21 protein-coding genes and 2 pseudogenes are annotated in these 21,055 nt (G+C 62.2%); 15 read left to right on the top strand and 8 right to left on the bottom strand.

Annotation, left to right across the window (positions count from 1 at the left end; genetic code table 11):
- Positions 1-19 precede the first annotated feature (19 nt).
- A complete protein-coding gene (locus AYR47_RS24610; RefSeq protein ID WP_033901859.1) occupies positions 20-565 on the top strand; it encodes a putative natural product biosynthesis protein in 546 nt (181 codons plus the stop codon).
- On the opposite strand, the gene AYR47_RS24605 is transcribed toward AYR47_RS24610, so the two are convergent.
- Positions 540-1,454 (bottom strand): aromatic alcohol reductase, encoded by a 915-nt coding sequence (locus tag AYR47_RS24605; RefSeq protein ID WP_061448827.1) that lies wholly within the window; start codon positions 1,452-1,454, stop codon positions 540-542. The two genes, AYR47_RS24610 and AYR47_RS24605, sit on opposite strands and share 26 nt — an antisense overlap.
- Before the next feature lie 91 nt (positions 1,455-1,545).
- Between AYR47_RS24605 and AYR47_RS24600 the strand changes: the two genes are divergently transcribed.
- Positions 1,546-1,941, top strand: coding sequence for a winged helix-turn-helix transcriptional regulator (locus AYR47_RS24600; protein WP_061448826.1), 396 nt, complete (start codon positions 1,546-1,548; stop codon positions 1,939-1,941).
- Here AYR47_RS24600 and AYR47_RS24595 read toward each other — a convergent pair whose 3' ends face one another.
- Entirely contained in the window at positions 1,942-2,823 is an 882-nt protein-coding gene (locus AYR47_RS24595; protein WP_061448825.1) for a LysR family transcriptional regulator, read from the bottom strand. It abuts the gene before it with no gap.
- 154 nt (positions 2,824-2,977) lie between these two features.
- On the opposite strand from AYR47_RS24595, the gene AYR47_RS24590 reads away from it, so the two are divergent.
- Positions 2,978-4,000 carry a zinc-dependent alcohol dehydrogenase family protein gene (locus AYR47_RS24590; protein ID WP_061448824.1) on the top strand — a complete coding sequence of 341 codons (1,023 nt, stop codon included), beginning with the start codon at positions 2,978-2,980 and terminating at the stop codon, positions 3,998-4,000.
- Positions 3,997-5,151, top strand: a complete 1,155-nt coding sequence (locus AYR47_RS24585) for an MFS transporter (RefSeq protein WP_061448823.1) — start codon at positions 3,997-3,999, stop codon at positions 5,149-5,151. The genes AYR47_RS24590 and AYR47_RS24585 overlap by 4 nt, the downstream gene beginning before the upstream one ends.
- Here AYR47_RS24585 and AYR47_RS24580 read toward each other — a convergent pair whose 3' ends face one another.
- Positions 5,152-5,895, bottom strand: coding sequence for an SDR family NAD(P)-dependent oxidoreductase (locus tag AYR47_RS24580; protein ID WP_033901865.1), 744 nt, complete (start codon positions 5,893-5,895; stop codon positions 5,152-5,154). It lies immediately after the preceding gene.
- 145 nt (positions 5,896-6,040) lie between these two features.
- Positions 6,041-6,994, bottom strand: a complete 954-nt coding sequence (locus AYR47_RS24575; RefSeq protein WP_033901866.1) for a LysR family transcriptional regulator — start codon at positions 6,992-6,994, stop codon at positions 6,041-6,043.
- Positions 6,995-7,178: 184 nt separating this feature from the next.
- Here AYR47_RS24575 and AYR47_RS24570 point away from each other — a divergent pair, with 184 nt between their 5' ends.
- The 7 genes and pseudogenes from AYR47_RS24570 to AYR47_RS24540 all read left to right on the top strand — a co-directional run bounded on the left by AYR47_RS24570 (position 7,179) and on the right by AYR47_RS24540 (position 14,777).
- Positions 7,179-9,353: an FUSC family protein gene (locus tag AYR47_RS24570; RefSeq protein WP_061448822.1), complete on the top strand. Its 2,175-nt coding sequence runs from the start codon at positions 7,179-7,181 to the stop codon at positions 9,351-9,353.
- Positions 9,354-9,485: 132 nt separating this feature from the next.
- Positions 9,486-10,802, top strand: coding sequence for an OprD family porin (locus AYR47_RS24565; protein WP_033901868.1), 1,317 nt, complete (start codon positions 9,486-9,488; stop codon positions 10,800-10,802).
- 97 nt (positions 10,803-10,899) lie between these two features.
- Positions 10,900-11,922 carry a hypothetical protein gene (locus tag AYR47_RS24560; protein ID WP_061448821.1) on the top strand — a complete coding sequence of 341 codons (1,023 nt, stop codon included), beginning with the start codon at positions 10,900-10,902 and terminating at the stop codon, positions 11,920-11,922.
- Positions 11,923-11,994: 72 nt separating this feature from the next.
- Positions 11,995-12,335 (top strand): annotated as a pseudogene (locus tag AYR47_RS32300) (NnrS family protein); the annotation flags it as partial.
- Between the two features lie 8 nt (positions 12,336-12,343).
- A pseudogene (locus AYR47_RS24550) lies at positions 12,344-12,769 on the top strand (anaerobic ribonucleoside-triphosphate reductase activating protein); the annotation flags it as partial.
- 69 nt (positions 12,770-12,838) lie between these two features.
- Positions 12,839-14,458 carry a methyl-accepting chemotaxis protein gene (locus AYR47_RS24545; protein ID WP_061448820.1) on the top strand — a complete coding sequence of 540 codons (1,620 nt, stop codon included), beginning with the start codon at positions 12,839-12,841 and terminating at the stop codon, positions 14,456-14,458.
- A gap of 109 nt (positions 14,459-14,567) precedes the next feature.
- A complete protein-coding gene (locus tag AYR47_RS24540; protein WP_061448819.1) occupies positions 14,568-14,777 on the top strand; it encodes a DUF3079 domain-containing protein in 210 nt (69 codons plus the stop codon).
- Here the strand turns inward: AYR47_RS24540 and AYR47_RS24535 are convergent.
- A complete protein-coding gene (locus AYR47_RS24535; RefSeq protein WP_033901871.1) occupies positions 14,766-15,008 on the bottom strand; it encodes a hypothetical protein in 243 nt (80 codons plus the stop codon). The genes AYR47_RS24540 and AYR47_RS24535 overlap by 12 nt on opposite strands.
- A 170-nt stretch (positions 15,009-15,178) precedes the next feature.
- On the opposite strand from AYR47_RS24535, the gene AYR47_RS24530 reads away from it, so the two are divergent.
- A complete protein-coding gene (locus tag AYR47_RS24530) occupies positions 15,179-15,385 on the top strand; it encodes a PLDc N-terminal domain-containing protein (protein ID WP_033901872.1) in 207 nt (68 codons plus the stop codon).
- 60 nt (positions 15,386-15,445) lie between these two features.
- On the opposite strand, the gene AYR47_RS24525 is transcribed toward AYR47_RS24530, so the two are convergent.
- Both AYR47_RS24525 and AYR47_RS24520 read right to left on the bottom strand, forming a co-directional pair.
- A complete protein-coding gene (locus tag AYR47_RS24525) occupies positions 15,446-16,006 on the bottom strand; it encodes a type 1 glutamine amidotransferase domain-containing protein (protein WP_033901873.1) in 561 nt (186 codons plus the stop codon).
- A gap of 82 nt (positions 16,007-16,088) precedes the next feature.
- Entirely contained in the window at positions 16,089-16,871 is a 783-nt protein-coding gene (locus tag AYR47_RS24520) for a DeoR/GlpR family DNA-binding transcription regulator (protein ID WP_033901874.1), read from the bottom strand.
- A gap of 121 nt (positions 16,872-16,992) precedes the next feature.
- Between AYR47_RS24520 and AYR47_RS24515 the strand changes: the two genes are divergently transcribed.
- A complete protein-coding gene (locus AYR47_RS24515) occupies positions 16,993-18,153 on the top strand; it encodes an alpha-hydroxy acid oxidase (protein ID WP_061448818.1) in 1,161 nt (386 codons plus the stop codon).
- Between the two features lie 192 nt (positions 18,154-18,345).
- On the opposite strand, the gene AYR47_RS24510 is transcribed toward AYR47_RS24515, so the two are convergent.
- Entirely contained in the window at positions 18,346-19,272 is a 927-nt protein-coding gene (locus AYR47_RS24510) for an alpha/beta hydrolase (RefSeq protein WP_061448817.1), read from the bottom strand.
- 163 nt (positions 19,273-19,435) lie between these two features.
- Between AYR47_RS24510 and AYR47_RS24505 the strand changes: the two genes are divergently transcribed.
- Together AYR47_RS24505 and AYR47_RS24500 are read left to right on the top strand one after the other, a co-directional pair.
- Positions 19,436-20,293, top strand: a complete 858-nt coding sequence (locus AYR47_RS24505) for an SDR family NAD(P)-dependent oxidoreductase (RefSeq protein WP_061448816.1) — start codon at positions 19,436-19,438, stop codon at positions 20,291-20,293.
- Positions 20,294-20,304: 11 nt separating this feature from the next.
- Positions 20,305-20,892 carry an NUDIX domain-containing protein gene (locus AYR47_RS24500; protein WP_061448815.1) on the top strand — a complete coding sequence of 196 codons (588 nt, stop codon included), beginning with the start codon at positions 20,305-20,307 and terminating at the stop codon, positions 20,890-20,892.
- Positions 20,893-21,055 lie beyond the last annotated feature (163 nt).

The following is a 21,055-nucleotide window of genomic DNA, read 5'->3' as shown; positions in this document are numbered from 1 at the left end:
ATGACAGTGAGTGCGTTTCATGAACCACCTGTTGCCCGCAGGCGCCAGCCGCCTGGTCAGCAAGGCGTCCCGCCGCCTGCACGCGGAACCGGCACCGCCTGAATACCCGAGTAATTCCCGCAACTTCGTGCACCTGGATGCGCGGTTGTTGCCGTATTGGCACACCCTGTTCGATATCTGCCCGGCGCTGCTCAAGCTGGATCCGCCTGAAGGATTGAACCTGTTCCGCAGCTTCATGACCTGGGCTTATCGCCACCGGCCGCCGCTGGATTGGACCTATCACCTGAATGTCTGCCGTTGGCTGCTGGGTTCGCCGTACCGGGCGCAGATCGATGACGAACCGATCGAGGCGTTCATGGCGGCGGCTGCCGCGCGCTGGGTCAATACGGACGCAAGCCAGGCCCAGGGAGTGGCCCTGGCCTGGCAGGCGTCACGGGTTGTCGATTGGAAAGACCCCCGCTTTTTCGGGGCCGAACCGCAGGCGTTACCGCCGTCTCCCTGGGATTTCGCCTGGTGCCCGTTAAAGGCGTCGGGTGGTTTCAGTGGGTGGTCGTCGGTGCCTTGAGGTGCTGTCGGATCCATTGCTCGACGTCTGTCACCGCAATGCGCTGCCCGGCATTGAAAGTCACGGCGGGGTCCCAGGCCACGCCGTTGCCCTGGGCGAATACGGCGCGGTACTTCTTCAGGTTGTCGTCGGGGTCCTGGGCCAACTCGGCCAGCAGCGTCGGCACCGACCAGGCTTCGCGCTGGAGTTGCAGGCCGAGGGTGGCGTCCACGGTGTCCGCCAATTGCCCATAAGTCAGGGTGTCGCCGGCGGTGAACACCACCTGATTGTTCAGCGCCGGTTCGGCCAGCACGATGCGCGCGGTCAACCGGCCGATATCCTCCGGTGTGGTGACCGTGACGGCGGTGTCCCAGTCGCCCAGGGCATGCACGCGGTTTTGCGCCAGGTCGACTACGCCAAATGACGGCTCGAACAGAAAACTGGTGAACATGCCGGTGGAGATGATCAGCCATTGCGTGGCCTGTTGCCCGCGCAGCAGGTCGCGCACATCCAGTTGTTCGTCGAACGTGTCTTGCGGGCTGCCGCGACCGATCACGTCGTAATCCACACCGAATTGCCACGGCACATAGCGCTGCACGCCGCCTTCAATGGCCGCGCGTGCCAGCTTGCGTTGGGTGCCGGGGCCGGCGGCGAAACCGGTGCAGCAGATCACGGTGTGGAAAGGCGCAAACCGTTCGGCGAGCGCACGTTGGCTATCGTTCTGTAGATCACCGACGACCAGCTCTACACCGCGCTCACGCAGGGTGTTGGCGGCCGCCGAGTGCAGGCTGGCGGGGCGCAGCAGTACAGCGATGCGTGTGGTGCGGGGTTCGGCCAGCTCGGCCAGTGCGTGCAACACGGCCATGCCCAGTTCGCCGGCACCGAGTACCAGGAGAGAAGAGGGGGTCATAGGAGGCTCCGTCTGTGTGGAAAGTCGTGGCATGCTTGCAGAATTAATCGCTGCGCATAAGAAGGCACACCCGTGATACCGAGGCTCTTCCATGGATAACGACGAGATCATCCGCCGCTCGCAAGCCGCCTGCGACGCCCTCAGCGCCGACGACGATGGCCTCAAGCGCGAGGTGCTGACCCACGCGGGAAACCGCTGGTCCTTGGGCATCGTGCATGTGTTGGGGGTGAGCGGGCGCCTGCGTCACACCGAGATCGGCCGGCGCATGCAGGGCGTGACCCAACGCATGCTGACCCGCACCTTGCGCCAGCTGGAACGTGACGGTTTAGTGCTGCGCCATGACTTTCGCGAAGTACCGCCCAGGGTTGAATACGAGCTGTCGAGCCTGGGCACGGAACTGCTGGTGCATATGATTCCGTTGTGGACTTGGGTGGTGGAGAAGGGCGATGAATTCCGCCGTGCGCGTGAGCGGTTTGACCACGCCTGATCAGGCAAACAGCCGCGCCTTGAGAAAGTCGATAAACACGCGCAGCTTGGGCGACGGGTGCCGGCTCGACGGCCACATCATGCGAAAGCTGCCGCGTTCGGTGCAGTCGTGCAGCACCTGCACCAATTCGCCGCTTTCGAGCCATTCACGTATGGCAAAGTCAGGCAAGTAAGCGAGGCCAATGCCCTGGCGCGCAAAGCACACCCTGGCTTCAAGGTTGTTGCAGATCATCGCGGCGGGCAACAGCATGTCCAGCTCGACGCCGTCCTGGCGCAGCGGCCAGCGCTGCAACTTGCCGGTATTGGGGAAGCGGAACAGGATGCAGCTGTGCGCGGCCAGGTCACTCGGGTGCCCAGGCGTGCCTCGGCTGGCGAGGTAGGCAGGGGCTGCCACGACGATCATCCGGTAGTCCCCGACCAGCCGTGAACTCAAGCGCGAGTCCGGCGCCTCACCGCTGCGCAGCACCGCGTCGTAGCCTTCTTCCACCACGTCCACGCGGCGGTCGGTGAAGCTCAGGTCCAACTCGACGTCGGGATAGTCCTTCTTGAAGTCGGCCAGTACCGGCAGAAACGGATGACCCACCAGCGGCAGGCTGACCTTGAGACGGCCACGGGGTGCCTGGCTGACCTGGGACAACTCCGCCTCGGCTTCCTCGATCTCCAGCAGGATGCGCCGGCTGCGCTCCAGGAACAGTTCGCCCTCGGCGGTCAGGGTCACGCTGCGCGTACTGCGGTGGAACAGCCGGACGCCCAGGCGCTCCTCCAGCCGCGCCACGCTTTTGCCGACCGCCGATGCAGTGATGCCCAGCACACGGCCGGCGCCGACAAAACTGTGGGTGTGGGCGACCTGCACAAAGGCATTAAGGGTGGTGAGGCTGTCCATCGATGCACCGATTGGCGACGGGAAGTGCCGCTACCCTAGCGCAATTGCCGGCATTGCGGAATGAAAGCTCCGTAGACACAGGAACTGCCCCCTACTTAATCCCGTGAAGCGCGGTTCTTATCCTTGCGCCAAATCCTTCACGAGAGACTTGAACATGACCGACATGATGCAGCGCTGGGAAATCCCGAGCTTTGGTCTTCACACCTTGCACCTGGCCCGCGTGCCGCGACCGGTCGCCAAGGCCGGGGAAGTGCTGGTGCGCGTTGCGGCGGTATCGCTCAACTACCGTGATGCCGAAGTGGCGGAAAACGGCATGGGCGCCAGCCTGCAATTTCCCTTCACCCCGGCCTCGGACATGACGGGCACGGTGGTGGCGGTGGGCGAGGGCGTGCAACGCTTCAAAATGGGCGACCAGGTGCTGTCGAGCTTCTTTGCCGGCTGGGTCGATGGCCAGCCCTTGTCCTGGGCCGAGGCACCGCCACAAGGCGGTCCGATCCCCGGCATGCTCGCCGAATACGTGGCCACACCCGCCGAGTGGTGCGTACTGGCGCCACGCTCGCTGAGCGCTGCTCAAGCCAGCACCTTGCCCGTGGCGGGGTTGACCGCCTGGATGGCCCTGGTTGAACTCGGCCACCTGCACGCCGGCCAGACTGTCGTGGTGCAAGGCACCGGCGGCGTGTCGCTGTTTGCCGTGCAACTGGCGGCGGCCCACGGCGCCCGCGTGATCATCACCAGCAGCAGCGATGAAAAAATTGCGCGTGCCGTTGAGTTGGGCGCGACCCATGGCATCCACCGCGGGCGCGTGCCGGACTGGCACACCGCAGTGCTGGAACTCACCGGCGGACGCGGCGCCGAGCATGTGCTGGAAATGGCCGGCGGCGACAACCTGGCGCGCTCACTGCAAGCGGTGGCCAACGGCGGGCGTATCTCGGTGATCGGCTTGCTGGAGAGTGACCAGTTGAGCGCGCCGCTGATGAGCCTGCTGGCCAAGCGCGCATCCATCGTCGGCGTGGCCGTGGGCCCGCGCCGCGCCCTTGAAGACCTGATCCGCATGGTGGATCGACACACCCTTGCCCCGGTGATCGACCACACCTACCGGTTTACCGAGGTGCCTCAAGCCTTCGCTCATTTGCAGCGTGGCGCTTTCGGCAAAGTGGTGATCGAGGTCAGCCCGTGATCTACCTCATTCTTGGGTTGTTCGGCCTGTACACGTTGGAATTTGGCGTGGTGGGCATTTTGCCGATGGTCGTCGAGCGTTTCGGTATCAGCGTGTCCCAGGCGGGGTGGTTGATGGGCTTGTTTGCGTTGATCGTCGCGGTGCTGGGGCCGTTCCTGGTGTTGCTGGCCTCACGGCTGGCGCGCAAGAAGATCCTGGTGGGGGCATTGCTGGGGTTCTCGGTGTGCAGTGTGTTGTCGGCGTTTGCGCCGAACTTCGAAACGCTGATGGCGCTGCGCGTGATTCCGGCCATGCTGCACCCGGTGTTTTTTGCTGCGGCATTTTCCACGGCGGTCTCGCTGTACCCCAAGGAGCGCGCGGCCCATGCCACGGCCCTGGCGGTAGTGGGTACCACCCTCGGGCTGGTGCTGGGCGTGCCGTTGACCACCTGGGTGGGCGCGCGTATTTCCTATGAAGCCTCGTTCTATTTTTGTGCACTGGCGACGGCAGTGGCGGCGTTGGGTGTGTGGATCAAACTGCCCGATCATGCGCGCGCGGCGCCGTTGAGTTTCGGCAAGCAACTGGCCGTGCTGCGCAGCCTCTCGGTGTGGCTGGCGATCATTGCCACCGTGCTGGTATTTAGCACGATGTTTTCGGTGTACAGCTACGCCGCCGAATACCTCAAGACCCAGGTCGGCATGGACGGCCAGACCATCAGCCTGATGCTGGTGATCTTTGGCATCGGCGGTGTGGTCGGTAATCTGCTGGTGGGGCGTGTGCTCAGTCGACACCTGGTGGTGACGGCCGTGGGGTATCCGGTGGTGTTGGCGGTGGCATACCTGGTGTTGTATGGGTTTGGCAGCCTGTCGTGGGTGTCGATGAGTGTAATCGTGTTGCTTTGGGGCGCGGCCCACACCTGCGGCCTGGTCGTCACGCAAGTCTGGCTCACGTCTTCGGCACCCCAGGCGCATGAGTTCGCGACCAGCCTTTACGTGTCGTCGGCAAATGCCGGCGTGGTGATCGGCGCCTCCATGGGCGGTCTGTTCATCAATGCTTTCGGCACCACCGGGGTGATTGGCTGCGGGTTGGTCTTTGCCGGGTTGTCGCTGCTGGTGATCGCCTGGAAGGCCCTGGCATTCGGTGGTGCCAAGGGCCTGCCTGCACGGGCGTGATCAGCGCAAGGTATACCCGCCGTCCACCACCCAGTCCTGGCCGAATACGCTGCGTGCGCCTTGGCTCAGCTGGAACAGGATCACATCGGCCACCGCGCCGGGCTCCAGGAACTGCCCGTCGAGCAGCCTTGCGTTGACGGTCTTCGCCACGGAGCCGAGTGACTCGTCATTGAGCCCCAGCGTGCTCCAGATCGGGGTGGCGGTCGGGCCGGGCGAGACCATGTTCAGCCGAATGCCGTGGGGCGCCAGCTCCACCGCAAGGGTGCGAACCTGGGCCCGCAACGCGGCTTTTGAGGCAATGTAGGCGGCCAATCCGGGAAAGGTCACTTGCTCCAGGAACGTCCCGATGAACACGACCGACGCCTGCGCTGCCAACTGCCCGCGCAGGCTGCCCAGGGTGTTCAGCGCGCCGGCCCCGTTGACCGCCCATTGTCGGTCAAACGCCGCCAGGTCGAGCCCGTCGGCCAGCTGTGCAATCCCCGCGTTTGGCACCAGGCAATCCACGGGGCCGATCGATGCTGCCAATTGCGCCAGGCGTGCCAGGTCGGCAGCCTTGGTCACATCCCCGCTGAGCCACGACAACTGCTCGCCAAACGTCTCGGCCAGCTCGCCGAGCCCACCCCATTGACGCGACATCGCTACCACCTTCGCACCGCGTTCGAGCAGGCGCTGGGTCACGGCCAGGCCGATACCGGAACTGGCGCCGGTGACGACGGCAAGGCGTTGGTTGAATTCATTGCTCATGGTGATCTCTCTGTGAGTGTCGAAGATTCACTTCACACCCATCAGGAACCATGCCAGCTAATAACTTTAGATAAATCAATCAGATAGTATGAATCAGGTCATTTTGACTGCAGAGTTTTGTAGTCGCAATGACGAGCTGTAGTCGTTATGACTCGACAACGCTGAGCGGCACGCGGGTTTTCAGCACGGCCTTATGGTCGGCGAGCACTTCCGGCAGGGAGCTGCGCAGGTATTCCACCCAGGTCTTGATCTTGGCATCCAGGTAATGCCGGGAAGGGTAAATGGCGTACAGGCTGAGTTCTTCCAGGCGGTAGTCGGGCAGTACGCGGACCAGGCTGCCGCTGCGCAAGCCCTTGATCGCGGCGTGCACCGGCAGAATGCCGATACCCATGTCATTGCTGATCGCGGTCTTCATCGCGTCGACCGAGTCCACCAGGAACGGCGAGTGGGTGATGATGACGTTTTCCTTGCCGTTGGGACCGTCGAACGTCCAGTCCTCCAGGGGGATCACGGGGCTGACCAGACGCAGGCAGGCGTGGTCGAGCAGGTCCTTGGGAACTTGCGCGATGCCATGATTCTTCACGTAGGAGGGCGATGCGCAGACGATGCTGTAGGTCGTCCCGAGTTTTTGCGAAACATGGCTGGAGTCCGGCAGGTCAATGGCCAGCACGATGGACACGTCGAAACCTTCGTGCACCAGGTCGGGCATACGGTTGCTCATGCTCAGGTTGAAGGTCACGTCCGGATAGTGTTGGCGGTAACGGGCGATGGCGTCCACGACGTAATGCTGGCCGATGCCCGTCATCGAATGCACCTTGAGCTGGCCGATAGGACGGGTGTGGGCATCGCCGGCTTCCACTTCGGCTTCTTCGATCGAATGCAGGATCTGCTCGCACCGCAGCAGGTAGCGTTGCCCGGATTCGGTGAGGGCAATGCGGCGCGTGGTGCGATTGAACAGGCGCGTGCGCAGGTGGGCCTCCAGGTTGGAGATCGAGCGCGAAACGTGGGTGGTGTTGGTCTTCAGGCGCAAGGCCGCGCTGGTGAAACTGCCGGCTTCGGCGACGCAACGGAAGATGCGCATGTTCTGCAGAATGTCCATCGGGGCTTACCAGGGATGACGAGTTTTTCCAGTGTGACATGAAGACGCGGGGCGCTGTAAACGCTATTTATTGTGAAGTTTTGCGTAACAGTCATTCACGTTCTGGATGACTTACCGACCCTGGCACAACTGCCTAAAGTCGCCGGCCTTGTGTGCCAGCCAGCTTGTCGGGAGTCGTCTTTTCGTGCCATCACTCACTGATTTTTCGCGCTGGCTGACAGCGCTGCCCTGGCGTCGGGGTTTCCTGGAATGGGCGCGCACCGATGGGGTGATGTGGGTCTACCTGTTCAAGGTGCTGATCGCGTCGTACCTCGCGCTGTGGCTGGCGATGCGCCTGGAATTGCCGCAGCCCAGCACCGCGATTACCACGGTGTTTATCGTGATGCAGCCGTTCAGCGGGCATGTCCTGGCCAAGAGCGTTTATCGCGTAATCGGCACCTTGGTGGGGTCGGCGTTCATGGTGTTGTTGATGGCCCTGTTTGCCCAAAGCACCGAGCTGTTCCTGAGTGGCCTGGCGTTGTGGGTGGGCGTGTGTTCGTGTGGTGCGGCGCGCAATCGTCACTTTCGTGCCTATGGGTTTGTGTTGGCGGGGTACACGGCGGTCATGGTCGGCTTGCCGGTGGTGGGGCACCCGGAGCAGGTGTTCATGGCGGCGGTCTGGCGTGTGCTGGAAATTACCCTCGGCGTGCTGTGCGCCACCTTGGTCAGCGCAACGCTGTTGCCCAATACGGCAGGCGCCGCCCTGCGCAATACCCTCTATCAGCGCTTCGGCCGCTTCGCCGCATTTGTGCTGAGTGGGCTGCGCGGCAGCCACGACCAGGCGGCATTCGAGGCCAGCAACCTGCGCTTCATTGCCGAAGCAGTGGGCCTGGAAGGGTTGCGCAGCGTCAGCGTGTTCGAAGACCCTGCACTGCGCCGACGCAAGGGCCGGCTTGATCGCCTCAATGTCGAGTTCATGGCCATCACCACACGCTTCAATGCCCTGCATCAGTTGCTGGACCGCTTGCAGGTGCGCGGTGCCACGGCAGTGCTGAACGCCGTCGACCCGGGCCTGGTTGCGTTGGTCAAGGTGCTGGAACCGTTCGCCGGCCAGGTACTGACGGACCTGGATGCGGCGCACCTGTCGGCACGGCTGCAACGCTACACGCAGGGGTTGCCGATGCAGATCCGTCACCTGCGCGCCGAGCTGTTGCGCGCCCATCCCCACGCCGACGATTGGCTGGACTTTCACACGGCGTGCGAGCTGCTCTATCGCTTCGCCGACGAGTTGCACCGCTACGCCCAGACCCATGCATCCCTGGCCGACCATCACCCCGTGCGTGAGCGCTGGGCCGAGCCTTTCCAACCCCAGACCAATTGGCTGGCGGCGGTGGCGGCAGGCCTGCGTGCAGGGCTGGTATTGCTGGTGTTGTGTGCCCTGTGGATCGCCACCGCCTGGCCCAGCGGCGCGGCAATGACTCTGGTGTCTGCGCTGACGGTGGGGCTGTCAGCATTCTCCACCAACCCCCGGCGGATGTCGTTCCAGATTGCCTGCGGGACGCTGGCAGCGGCGGTGATCGGCATTTTCGAAGTGTTCTTCGTTTACCCGCAGATCGATGGGTTCCCCTTGCTGTGCCTGGTGATTGCGCCGGTGATCATGCTCGGTTCGTTTCTGCTGGCCAAGCCGCAATGGGCGGGCTACGGCCTGGGCATGCTGGTGTTTTTCGGCACCAGTTCGATACCCGGCAACCCCACGCTCTACAACCCTTATGGCCTGATCAACGACTACCTCGCCATGGTGTTTGGCATGCTGGTGTGCGCGGCAGCCGGGGCGATCATCCTGCCGCCCAACAGTCCGTGGTTGTGGCGTCGGCTGGAACAGGACCTGCGCCGCCGCGTCGTGTTCGCCATCAACGCGCCTTTGCCGGCGCTGGGCTCAGGCTTCGAAAGCGGCACGCGTGATCTCTTGAACCAGGCCCATGGCTTGTCGGCCGGCCAGCCCCAGGTGCAACACCGCCTGCTGCGCTGGACCTTTGTGGTGCTGGACGTGGGCCACGCGATTATCGAGCTGCGCCGCGAACAGGCGCAACTGCCGACGCTGGCCTGCTACGCCGAGTCCACCGCTTGGCGCCAAGCAGTGCGCAGCATGGGGCGGGCGTTGGTTCGCCTGTTCCTGAAGCCGGAGCATAAGCCATGGCGGCGTGCATTGGCCGCCGTGGAACAGGCGATCGAGTGTGTGCAGCACAGCGTAGAACCGTTCGAGGCGCACTTCGAAACCTCGGCGTTGCGCCGGGTGGAAAGCTATCTGCATTTCATCCGCACCTCGCTGCTGGATACACGCTCGCCGTTCGCCGGATTGTTACCCAAACTGAAAAAGTGATTGGCAGTTTTGCCGGCTTTTTCCCTGTGCCCCAACCCTATACCGTGCGCGCTCCCGCTGAATGCCGCCGCACCTGGCCGACAAAAAAACAGGGCGCCGGCGGGATCGCCTCAATCACTTCTCGGAGCCTTCATGAACCACAAGACTTGCCTGGCGCTCGCCGTCTCCCTCGGCGCCGCGCAGCAGGCGGCTGCGTCGGGTTTTATCGACGACAGCAAAGCCAGCCTCGACCTGCGCAATTTCTATTACAACCAGGACACCCGCAACGCCAAGGCCGCCTCGGACAAGGAGTGGGGCCAGGCCTTCATGTTCAATTACCAGTCGGGTTTCACCGAGGGCACGGTCGGCCTGGGCGTGGATCTGCAAGAATGGTACGGCTTGCGCCTGGACGCTTCGGGCCGGGCGGGCAAGGCCGGCGCAGACAACACCCCCGGCAGCGTCTTCCCGCTGGACGATGGCAAGGCTGCCCATGACTTCAGCAAGACCGGCGTCACCGGCAAGATGCGGATCGCCCAGACCCAACTCAAGGCCGGCAGCCTGATGCCCAAGCTGCCCATCCTGACCACCGAAGACGGTCGCCTGTTGCCCCAGACCTTCCGGGGGTATCAAGTGGAGTCCAGGGACTTCAAGGACGTCAACCTGATTGCCGGCAAGATCGAGCAGGTGATGGACCGTAACTCCAGCAATGGCCAAGGCCTGTCGATTGCCGGTGCCAACGACCCCATCAAAGGCAAGGCGAGCAACCAGTTCTATTACGGCGGCGTGGACTACGCCGTCAGCAAGCAGTTGCAGGTGCAGTACTACTACGCGAGCCTCGAGAATTTCTACCAGCAGCATTTCCTCGGTTTGGTGCACAACTGGCAACTGCCGGTGGGCCAACTCAAGAGCGACCTGCGGTATTTCTACAGCACCGCCGACGGCAAGAATGGCAGCGCTGCCGGGCGCGGCGAAGGTTACGTCAGCTCGGGTTACTACGGTCCGGGCGTCAATGCGGGCAAGGTCGACAACCGCCTGTGGAGCGCGATGTTCACCTATGCCTTGAGTGGGCACTCGCTGAGCCTCGGCTACCAGAAAACCAGCGGGCAAAGTGACTTCCCGCACATCAACCAGGGCCAGGGCCGCTCCCTGTACCTGATCACCAATTCCCAGTCGCTGAAGTTCGTGAATGCCGGTGAGCAGGCCACCGTTGGCAGCTACGCCTATGACTTTGCCAGCCTTGGCGTGCCGGGGCTGCGCTCCAGCGTGACCTACCTGCACGGCAGCCATATCCGCACCGCGAGCCGCGACAATAGTGAATGGGAGCGCGACTTGCGCCTGGATTACGTGATCCCCACCGGCACCTTGAAAGGCCTGGGATTTACCTGGCGCAGCGCGGTACTGCGCGGTAACGACACGGCCGACAAGGACGAGACACGGTTGATCGTCAGCTACAGCATCCCGTTGCTCTAGCGCAGTGGAGTAGGCAAAAAGCGTGGGATTGGACCTGGGTTTCCCGCGGGCCAGCCCGTAGGGTCGCGAGGGAAAATCCATGAGTAAGGACGTTGTCATGTCACGCGTACAAAAGCTCACCCACACCCGGCTCGAATGGCTCTGGCTGCTGCCATTCGCTGCCGCGCTCTATTACCCCTGGGCGCTGCAATGGAGCAACCAGGCCCATGTCGCCGAGGCTGGCGCGCCGGTGACGCTGGCGTTGATGTTGAGTGCCTATGCGGTGCCGGTGCTGGCGTTCTACTGCGTTTTCGTCACAGGCATACAGCCGGTGATGACGGCACGGCTGGTACTTGCACGGCGCCTGGCCTGCCTGGCGGTGGCCGCGCCGCCGGCCTACACGTTGATGGGCGTGTTGTTGTACCTGATGAAGATCAATGGCCATGACCTCTGGGTGTGGAGCGGCCTGTGGCTGGCGTTGATCGCCTACTTCTCGATGGTGTCGAGCACATTGCCGAGCATTGATTTCAGTCGGCACGCGCGTACCTACGTCAAGCTGCGGGTTGCCCATGGCATTGCGTCGGTGGCGATCCTGCTGGTGTTCCTGGCGCCGCATCTGTTCAACCATCTGTTCGGCGTGCTGGGCAGCGATGCGCATCGGGCGGTGATGGAGGTGTTGCGCGGGGTCTACCGCAATGGCTGGCTGGAACCGATCATCATTGTCACGTTCTTCTTCCAGATACTCAGCGGCCTGGTGCTGATCCGCCCCAGGACCCAGCAGCGCGCCGACCTGCTGGATGCCTTGCAGACGGCATCCGGCGCTTACCTGGCGCTGTTTATCGCCTCTCATATCAACTCAGTGTTCACCCTGGCACGCTACTTCGGCACCGACACCGATTACGCCTGGGCCGTGGCCGAACCGGTGGGCTTGCTGGCCGATGCCTGGAGCATTCGCCTGGTGCCGCATTACTCCCTGGCGGTGTTCCTGCTGATCGCGCACCTGGCCTGCGGTTTGCGCGGGGTACTGCGCAACCATGGGGTGAGCGAAACACGTTGCGCGACCTTGACCTGGACGGTGATCGGGATCGGTGCGCTGGTGACACTGGTCATTACCGCCGGCATGCTCGGCGTGCGCGTTTAGCTTGATCGGCATCAAGGTTTGGCAGCGTCAGGCCGACCACACTGGAGCCTCGACGCGACCTGCGAGGCCACCATGCTTTACCTGCTGTTTCTGCTGGCCCATCTGTTCGCCGCGCTGATCTTTATCGGCACGGTGTTTTTCGAAGTGCTGATCCTGGCGCGACTGCACCATCAACTCCCCGCACGGGTAATGGTGCGGGTAGAGCAGGGCGTCGGCCAGCGCGCCAAGGTGCTGATGCCCTGGGTGTTGCTGGTGCTGTTCGGCGCCGGCCTGGCGATCATCGCCGGGTTCCTGCTGACGGCAGTGCAGACCTGGACCGGTCGCCCCGGCCTCAGCGGGGGCCATTGGCGGTGTTGGCCGCGCTGTGGCTGGCGGCACGCGTGGCTTGGTTGCTGAATGTCCCGTTGGCAGTTACCGGGGTGCGCGCGCGATGGGTTTTCACATCGGCTTGCACAGTGCTGGGATCAAGCCGGCGGGGTTTGCCCATACCTTGCGCCATGCCGACTGTGTCGGGTTTGACGTCAAGGCCCTGGCCGAAGACTGCCAGTCGATCACCCAGGTCAAGGGCAGCGGCGCCGCCAACTGGCGCAGCCTCGACACCTTGCTCGCCAGCGGCGTGGAGTAGGAATGCCGCACCACCGTGCATTGGCACCTGATCGACCCACCGCGCCTGTTGCTCCTGGCCCAACGTTTGCAGGCCCGTGGTGTGCAGCGCTTTGCCGTGCAGAGGGTGCGCACCGCCAGCATGCTCGATACGCAACTGCCGAGTGCCCCGGCACAGGCCGCGTTGCCGGAGTTGTGGGGCCGTCTGCGCGAGTTGTTTCCCGCTTTTGTATTGCGAGGGTGACCCGCACCCTCAGCCGGTTTTTATCGATGCTGCCCATGGTGGGCAGGTTTTCATCAAGGAATGTTCAGAATGAAGCAGTTAACCACGGCACAACGCATTGTCATCGGTTTCGCGATTGCGCCGCTGGCCCTGGTCGGTTTGGTGTTCTATGCCTTGCACGACCTGGCAACCCTCAAGCAACAATCCGAACAGATTGTGCAGCAGGACTGGCCCAAAATCGCGCCGATCATGGTGATCGCCACCGGCGTGCGCGATAACGGCCGCAACACCCGCGACCTGCTGATTGACCAGGACAACCAGCAGGCCCAGGACGCCATTGGCACCACTCGGCAGCGCATCACCCAGGCGTTCGCCATCCTGGAGCCGCTGCTCGATACCGCCGAAGGCAAGGCGGCCTATGCGACCTTGAAGGCCCATCGTGAAACCTACGTGGCGGCGTTCACGCAGGTGCAGGCACTGATCAAGCAAGGCGCCCGCGAGCAGGGCCTGGCCCAGCTCAAGCAGCAGGTGGTGCCGGCCGAGCTTGAAGTGTTCAAGAGCCTGGACGCGTTGATGGCCATGCAGGGGCGTTTGTTCGCCGAGCGTGAGCAGGCCGCGCAGGCGCTGTACGACGACGCCCGACGCAACATGATCGGGCTGCTTTTGCTGTGCGTGGCGTTGGTGGTGACTGCCGCCGTGATCGTCACCCGCAGCGTGATCCGTCCTTTGGGCGGCGAGCCGGACGAAGCCGCGCGTGTGTTGAGCCATATCGCCCAGGGCGACCTGACCATCAACGTGCCGGTGGGCAACAGCGCCGAGGGCAGTGTGATGCGCAACCTGCATCAGATGCAGCAGAACCTCAACCAGATGGTGCGCCATATTGCGGCGTCGGTGGACGGCGTGGCCAGTTCCTCCGAAGAGCTCAGCGCGGTCAGCAGCCAGACCAGCAGCAGCTTGCAGTCCCAGGGTCATGAAATCGAACAAGCTGCCACGGCGGTGAATGAAATGACCGCTGCCGTGGATGAGGTCGCGCGCAACGCCGTGAGCACCAGCGAGGCCTCGCGCCTGTCGGAACAGACCGCCCAGCGCGGCCGTGCCCAGGTGCAGGAAACCGTGGTGTCGATCAACACCTTGGCCGCTGGCGTCGTGGAAACCTCCGAGCGCATCCAGCAACTGGCGGGCCGCGTGCAAGACATCAGTAGCGTGTTGGAAGTGATCCGCAGCATTGCCGACCAGACCAACCTGCTGGCCCTCAATGCCGCCATCGAAGCGGCCCGTGCCGGCGATGCCGGACGCGGCTTTGCGGTGGTCGCCGATGAGGTGCGGGCGCTGGCCCATCGTACCCAGGCGTCGACCCAGGAGATCGAGCAGATGATCGGCAACATCCGCCAGGACACCGAGCACGCAGTTGCGGCCATGCACAGCAGCAGCGAGCGCGTACAGGCGACCCTTGGCGTGGCACAGCGTTCGGGTGAAGCCTTGGATGAGATCACCCGGTCTATTTCGCAGATCAACGAGCGCAACATGATGATCGCCAGCGCCACCGAGGAACAGGCCCTGGTGGCGCGCGAAGTGGATCGCAACCTGGTGGGCATTCGCAACTTGTCGCAGCAGGTGCTGGAAGGGGCGTTGCATACCGAGACGGCGGGGCATGACCTGGCGGGCATGGCGGGGGCGCTGCACCAGACGGTGGCGCGTTTCAAGGTTTAGCCTGAAGCGGGCGCCGAAACAGTGCGGACTGTGGGTTTGATTTCAGTCAAGTCCACAGCCGCGCGTCAGCAGTAGGGTGGGGGCTCTGTCCGGAGTAAGGAGCACAGCCATGGCCAAGCCTTTTCCGTTGCACCCCAAACACCCCGAACGTATCTGCTGGGGCTGCGACCGCTACTGCGGTGCGGCCGACCTGGCTTGCGGCAACGGTGCCGACCGCACCATGCACCCGGCCGAGATGCTCGGTGATGACTGGTACGAACACGGCGACTGGGGGCTTGCGCCTGAGCCGCCGGTGACGGTTGAGTCGTCAACTGCCTGAGCGGGGCTTTTCCTTGGTGTCCTTACGGCTGTCAGCCGGCTTGGGTGGCTGCTTGTCGGTGCCCTTGGGTTTCTTGTCGCTGTCGGACTGGCTGCTGGGGTAAGTGCCTGGCGGCAGGGCGTTGGCCGCAGGCGCGTTGGTGTTGTCGCCAAAGGCGGCGAGGGCGGGGCCGGTCAACAGGGCTGACAGGCTGACGATAAGCAAAATCCTTCGGGACGTTCTGGTCTTCATGACGCAATCCCCTATCGCATGGAGGTTTGGCCTTGCTTAATTGGGAGTGCCTGCGGGAAATCAAAGTTTTATACGCCGGGTGCCGGAGCGACGAGCGGCTCTTCGCGCAATTTTTAATGAACCCTCAAGGCCGATGCTTGACCTAATGCATACGACCTAGGAGGTGAAGCATGGAAATTCAATATATCTGGATCGGCTTGGCAGTGATTCTGTTGCTGTTGGAATTGTGGGCGATCAATACAGTACTGCGCAGCACCGGGGGGTGGGAGAGCAAGGGTTTGTGGCTGGTGATTCTGATTTTTGTACCGCTGTTCGGCTTGATTGCCTGGGCGATGTTCGGGCCCAAGCGTGAGATGCCGGAACACCGCAAAAGCTGAGGCATGAACGAAAAAAACAGGCGCCTTTGAGGCGCCTGTTTGCATTCTGCCAGTGGCGAGTCAGCCCGCCACTGCCTTGGCAATCGCATGATTGAAGGCCGGTAGATCATCTGGTGTGCGCGAGGTAATCAAGGTCCAACCGTTGGCCCGGCATTCCTTGATCTCGGCATCGACCCAGCCAGCAGCACCGGCATTTTCCAGGTCGATACGCACGCTTTTGTAAGAGGTCAGGGTCTTGCCCTTGATCACGCCGGCATCGATCAGCGCCCATGGCCCATGACAGATCGCCGCTATGGTTTTACCTGCCGTGACGAACTCATTGATCAACTTCTGCGCTGCTGCATCCTGGCGCAATGTGTCCGCGTTGACGGTGCCGCCGGGAATCACCAATGCATCGAAATCACTCCCCGACAGCTCGGACAGCTTCGCATCGGATTCAACTGTTGTGTCCTTTTCGGTATCACCGACGAAGGTCTGGGTGGTGCCGCCTTTGCTGGAACCATGGGTTACCGTTGCGCCAAATTCACGTAAGGCTTCCAGGGGCTTGAGCAGTTCATCGCGCTCGATACCGGTGTTGGATGTGATGACCAGAATCTTCTTGCCGTTAAGGTCTGAACGCATGATCGAGTCTCTCCTGATGGATGGGATATGGGAGAGTTGATCCGATGGGGGTGGTAAAGGTTTAAATTAATTTGCGTGGTTTCTAGACCTCTACCCGCAACACTTCCAATCCCAACTGCTCATACGCCTCCACACTCGGCACATGCCACTCCGTGATCAACGTGTGAATGCGACTGCACGGTGCCACCACAAAAGGCTCCACGGCACCGAGTTTGTCGGCCATGGTCACCGCCACCACATGGGAAGCGCTGTCGAGCAGTGCCTGCTTGACCGCCACTTCATCAAAATGCAGCGAGCTGATGCCCACTTGCGGGTGCAGCGCGCAGACGCCGGTAAACAGCAGGTCGGCCTTGATGCCCTGGATCATTCGCACGGTTTCATGGCCGCTGGTGGACAGCGTCGCCGGGTTGAGCTGGCCGCCCGTGAGGATGACTTTCACGTCAGGATGGTCGGCCAAAGCGATGGCGATCATCGGTGATGTCGTGACCACTGTCAGGCGGATCGAGCGCGGCAATGACTGGGCAATCTGCAGCGTGGTCGAGCCGGAATCGAACAGTACGATTTGCCCATCTTCCACACGGTCTGCCGCCAGCCGAGCGAGGTGGCGCTTGGCCTCGTTGGTCTCGCCGACGCGGGTGAAAAAGTCTTTGCCGGTGTCCTTGGGCCGGGGCAGGGCGCCACCGTGGACGCGTTGCAACAGCCCAGCGGCGGCGAGTTCGCCGAGGTCGCGGCGGATGGTGTCCTGGGACACGGCAAAGTGTTCCACCAGTTCCGAGGCGGTGACTTTGCCGTCGCGCTCCAGCAGCAACAGGATCTTCTGTTTGCGCAAAGAAGGCAGGTCGATGTCTTGATGAGTGTTGTGCATGTTTGTGCGCTTTTCTGCGGGTTTATGCGAGATTAGCCGTGCAGCTATCTAAACGCAATGGCTGGTTGCGCAGCCGATGGGCGGTTACTCTCAGCATTCAGTTCAGGGAGAGGTGACCTAGATGCCGTTGATCACAACCATCGAAGATTTACGCAAGCTCGCGCAAAAACGTGTCCCCCGGATGTTCTACGACTACGCCGATTCCGGCTCCTGGACTGAGAGCACCTACCGGGCAAATGAAAGCGATTTTGCCAGCATCAAGTTCCGCCAGCGCGTGGCGCGCAACATTGATCAACGCTCGATCCGCGCCACGATGATCGGCCAGGAGATGGCTATGCCGGTGGCACTGGCGCCTACCGGATTGGCCGGTATGCAGCACGCCGATGGCGAGATTCTGACCGCGCGCGCCGCCGCAGCATTTGGCCTGCGTTACACCTTGTCGACCATGAGTATCTGCTCCCTGGAAGACATCGCCGAGCACGTCGGCCAGCCGTTCTGGTTCCAGCTCTATGTGATGCGCGACCGCGCCTTTATCGAACAGTTGATCGAGCGCGCCAAGGCTGCCGGTGTGGATGCCCTGGTGCTGACCCTCGACCTGCAGATCCTCGGCCAGCGCCACAAGGATTTGATCAATGGCCTGTCGGCGCCACCGAAACTGACCTTGCCGAATATCCTCAACATGGCGACCAAGCCACGCTGGGTGATGGGCATGCTCGGCACTAAACGCCGGGGTTTTGGCAATATCGTCGGGCACGTGAACGGCGTGGCAGACATGAGTTCGCTGTCGTCCTGGACCGCCCAGCAATTCGACCCGCGCCTGAGCTGGGACGATGTGGAATGGATCAAGAAATGCTGGGGCGGCAAGTTGATCATCAAGGGCATCCTCGATGTGGAGGATGCACGCCTGGCCGCGAATGCCGGCGCCGACGCACTGGTGGTGAGCAACCACGGCGGTCGTCAACTGGACGGTGCGCCTTCGAGCATCAGCCAGTTACCGGCGATTGTCGAAGTGGTGGGCGAGCGCATTGAGGTGTGGCTAGACGGTGGCATTCGTTCCGGCCAGGACGTGCTCAAGGCGATGGCATTGGGCGCCAAGGGCACCATGATCGGCCGCCCGCATTTGTATGGTCTGGGCGCCATGGGCGAGGCGGGTGTGACCAAGGCGCTTGAGATCATCGCCCGTGAGTTGGACGTGTCGATGGCCTTGTGTGGGTATAACGATATACGCGATGTGAATCGCGAGATTTTGTTGCCGGGTACATTTCCTGAAAAGGTTTGCTGAGCAAAAAAAACGTAAAAATATAAAAAGAGTTGTCCACGAAAACCGTGGGTATCTCTGTGGATAACTTTGCGAAGCCCCGGCAGGGTTGGCGATTTCGGCAGAGGTTATTATTTGATCAACTTCTGTTTTGGCCCAGCATGGGCAGGGTTTGCGCTTGACACGCAAGCGCGAACCCAGTGCCGAAATACGCTTTTACGAGTCGCCGCTGCGACCTGTGGAGTGTGTGACTACCTGCGCCGGCATCTTCGCTTGCATCAGTTTGTCCAGCGCCTGGCCATAACTGCGACCGGCCAGGCTCATGCTGTTGTTATGGCTGGCACCGGGCACCATTAACAGCCGCTTGGGTTCCTGGGCGGCTTCAAACAATTGCTGGCTGAAACGCGGCGGTACGTAGCGATCGTCCAGGCCATGCACCACCAGCAGCGGCATATGGATATCGGCAATCTTGTCGATGGAATCGAATTTCTGCGACATCAACCAGCGCACCGGCAATGAGGTGTTCGCCACGGCCGTGGCCACATCCGCCAGCGACGTGAAGGTGGATTCGATCACCAGCCCGCGCACCGGCAGCGGTGTTTGCTTGCCCAACTCGGCAGCCAAATCGATGGCCACTGCGCCGCCGAGTGAGTGCCCGTAGATCAGGCGTTTATTCGGGTCCGGTTGCAGCACCTGGAAACGCTCCCAGGCGATGCGCGCGTCTTCATACACGGTGGTTTCCGACGGCAGTTCGCCGTGGCTCTGGCCGAAGCCGCGATAGTCGATAGCCAGTACCGAATAACCCAGGGCGTGCAGTTGCTCGATGCGAAACAGTTGCCCGGTCAGGTTCCAGCGTACGCCGTGCAGGTAGAGGATGGCGGGCGCGTCTTTCTTGTCCGCCGGGTACCACCAGCCATGGATATTCTGTCCGGCTTTGAAACTGGCCGGCTTGAGTTCGAATTCCTGCACTGCCTTAGGCAAGCCGCTGTACCAACTGGCGGTGCCCGGCTCGATGCGAAACACCAGCTCGCGCTCCTTGTGTTGCAGCACGGCGCAGCCCACCGGCAGGCCGACGATCAACAATGCCATGCACACCATGGGAAACCAGCGCAGGCTCAGGCGCGAGAGGAAACGAGAGGACATGAAGGTTCCAGGAAAAAGGTGAAGCAGGGGTTTTACCAGATGGCCCAATCGGGCAGGAATTAATTCGACAGCCGTCAACGGGGATTGCTTGCAAAGTATTACAGCATTGAACAAGGCGCGCCGAGGTTGTTAGGGTGGGCGGCCCGAACAGGAGAGCAAGCACATGGATTTCACAGGCAAAACCGCACTCGTCACCGGCGGCGCACGCGGGTTGGGGCTCAGTTACGCACGGGCTTTGGCCCTGGGCGGCGCACGGGTGGTGATCAGCGATATCGGTGCCGACAATGCCGGCGCGGGCAGCGATGCCTCGGTGGTCCAGACTGCGGCAGAAACCCTGCAGGTCGAAGGCTTGAACGTGATCGGCCACGGGGGCGACCTGTCCACGAACGCGGGCTGCGAGCAACTGATCGCGTACGCCATCGAGGCCTTCGGCCAACTCGACATCCTGATTCACAACGCCGGCTGGGTCGGTTACCAGCCCATCGCTGACCTCGACGCCGCGTTCCTGCAACGTGCCATGGACATCAACCTCTACGCACCGCTATGGCTGTGCAAGCACGCCTGGCCGCACCTGCTGCGCTCATCCGCGCCGCGCATCATCCTCACCACCTCCGACCGCGCCATGTATGCGCAATATGAGCAGACCGGCCTGGTGGCCTACAGCGCGGGCAAGATGGCGCAACTGGGGATCATGAACGCGTTGAGCCATGAGGGCGCGGAGGCCGGGATCAAGGTCAATGCAATCTCGCCGGTTGCCAAGACGCGCATGTGGGGCGTGACCGAAGAACCGGATGAACTCAAGCCTGACTGGGTGACGCCGGGGGTGCTGTTCCTCGCCTCTGAGCAGTGCGAGGACACGGGTTATATCCTGCGCGCCAGCAACGGCCAATTCACGGCCACGCGCTTCACCGAAAACCCAGGGGTGGACTACCCGCGCAACTTGGCACGGATCAAGGCGAGTAGCGCAGAAGCTGTCGCCGCTGCCTGGGACAGCATCAAACAAGCCCAACCTCTTTCTTGAGAAACCCGAGCATGGACAACAGCCCCGTTCGTATCACCGCCGAAGAAACCCTCTCGGAAAACTGGTACCTGCTGAAAAAATACAGCTTCGACCTGCGCCGCCGCGACGGCAGTTGGCAAGCCCAGACCCGCGAGGTGTACGACCGCGGCAATGGCGCGACCATCCTGCTGTACAACCGCGAGCAGCGCACGGTGTTGATGATCCGCCAGTTTCGCATGCCGACATTCGTCAACGACTACCACGGCTACCTGATCGAAGCGGCAGCCGGCTTGCTCGACAACGCCAGCCCCGAAGAACGTATTCGCCTGGAAGCGGAAGAAGAAACCGGGTATCGCGTGGGGCATGTGGAGAAGATCTATGCGGCGTTCATGAGCCCGGGGTCGGTGACGGAGCGGATCCACTTTTTTATCGGTGAGTATCAGCCGGGGGATCGGGTGGGGAGCGGTGGTGGTTTGGAAGAGGAGGGTGAGGATATCGAGGTGTTGGAGCTGGGGTTCGAGCAGGCGCTGGGGATGGTGCAGAGTGGGGAGATTGTGGATGGGAAGACGATTATGTTGTTGCAGCATTTGGAGTTGCGGATGTTGAGGGACGGCTGGTGAGTTCGTTTGTTGCTGGGTGAACACGATTACTGTAGTGAGCAGGCTTCCCGAATCGTCGCACCGCCTGCGTTGGGCTGCGAAGCAGCCCTAAAACAGACACTGCCGATGTAACTAAAAAAAACATTGCCTGGATTGGGGCCGCTTCGCGACCCAGCGCGAGCAA

This window comes from Pseudomonas azotoformans, assembly GCF_001579805.1.
In the GTDB taxonomy this organism is placed as follows: Bacteria; Pseudomonadota; Gammaproteobacteria; order Pseudomonadales; family Pseudomonadaceae; genus Aquipseudomonas; species Aquipseudomonas azotoformans_A.
The sequence above is the reverse complement of the archived record's forward strand: the minus strand, read 5'-3'. Positions and strand labels throughout refer to the sequence as shown.

Coding starts and splice junctions, on each gene's coding strand:
- AYR47_RS24610 (WP_033901859.1), top strand. CDS start 20: ATGAACCACCTGTTGCCCGCAGGCGCCAGCCGCCTGGTCAGCAAGGCG.
- AYR47_RS24605 (WP_061448827.1), bottom strand. CDS start 1,454: ATGACCCCCTCTTCTCTCCTGGTACTCGGTGCCGGCGAACTGGGCATG.
- AYR47_RS24600 (WP_061448826.1), top strand. CDS start 1,546: ATGGATAACGACGAGATCATCCGCCGCTCGCAAGCCGCCTGCGACGCC.
- AYR47_RS24595 (WP_061448825.1), bottom strand. CDS start 2,823: ATGGACAGCCTCACCACCCTTAATGCCTTTGTGCAGGTCGCCCACACC.
- AYR47_RS24590 (WP_061448824.1), top strand. CDS start 2,978: ATGACCGACATGATGCAGCGCTGGGAAATCCCGAGCTTTGGTCTTCAC.
- AYR47_RS24580 (WP_033901865.1), bottom strand. CDS start 5,895: ATGAGCAATGAATTCAACCAACGCCTTGCCGTCGTCACCGGCGCCAGT.
- AYR47_RS24575 (WP_033901866.1), bottom strand. CDS start 6,994: ATGGACATTCTGCAGAACATGCGCATCTTCCGTTGCGTCGCCGAAGCC.
- AYR47_RS24565 (WP_033901868.1), top strand. CDS start 9,486: ATGAACCACAAGACTTGCCTGGCGCTCGCCGTCTCCCTCGGCGCCGCG.
- AYR47_RS24560 (WP_061448821.1), top strand. CDS start 10,900: ATGTCACGCGTACAAAAGCTCACCCACACCCGGCTCGAATGGCTCTGG.
- AYR47_RS24545 (WP_061448820.1), top strand. CDS start 12,839: ATGAAGCAGTTAACCACGGCACAACGCATTGTCATCGGTTTCGCGATT.
- AYR47_RS24540 (WP_061448819.1), top strand. CDS start 14,568: ATGGCCAAGCCTTTTCCGTTGCACCCCAAACACCCCGAACGTATCTGC.
- AYR47_RS24535 (WP_033901871.1), bottom strand. CDS start 15,008: ATGAAGACCAGAACGTCCCGAAGGATTTTGCTTATCGTCAGCCTGTCA.
- AYR47_RS24530 (WP_033901872.1), top strand. CDS start 15,179: ATGGAAATTCAATATATCTGGATCGGCTTGGCAGTGATTCTGTTGCTG.
- AYR47_RS24525 (WP_033901873.1), bottom strand. CDS start 16,006: ATGCGTTCAGACCTTAACGGCAAGAAGATTCTGGTCATCACATCCAAC.
- AYR47_RS24520 (WP_033901874.1), bottom strand. CDS start 16,871: ATGCACAACACTCATCAAGACATCGACCTGCCTTCTTTGCGCAAACAG.
- AYR47_RS24515 (WP_061448818.1), top strand. CDS start 16,993: ATGCCGTTGATCACAACCATCGAAGATTTACGCAAGCTCGCGCAAAAA.
- AYR47_RS24510 (WP_061448817.1), bottom strand. CDS start 19,272: ATGTCCTCTCGTTTCCTCTCGCGCCTGAGCCTGCGCTGGTTTCCCATG.
- AYR47_RS24505 (WP_061448816.1), top strand. CDS start 19,436: ATGGATTTCACAGGCAAAACCGCACTCGTCACCGGCGGCGCACGCGGG.
- AYR47_RS24500 (WP_061448815.1), top strand. CDS start 20,305: ATGGACAACAGCCCCGTTCGTATCACCGCCGAAGAAACCCTCTCGGAA.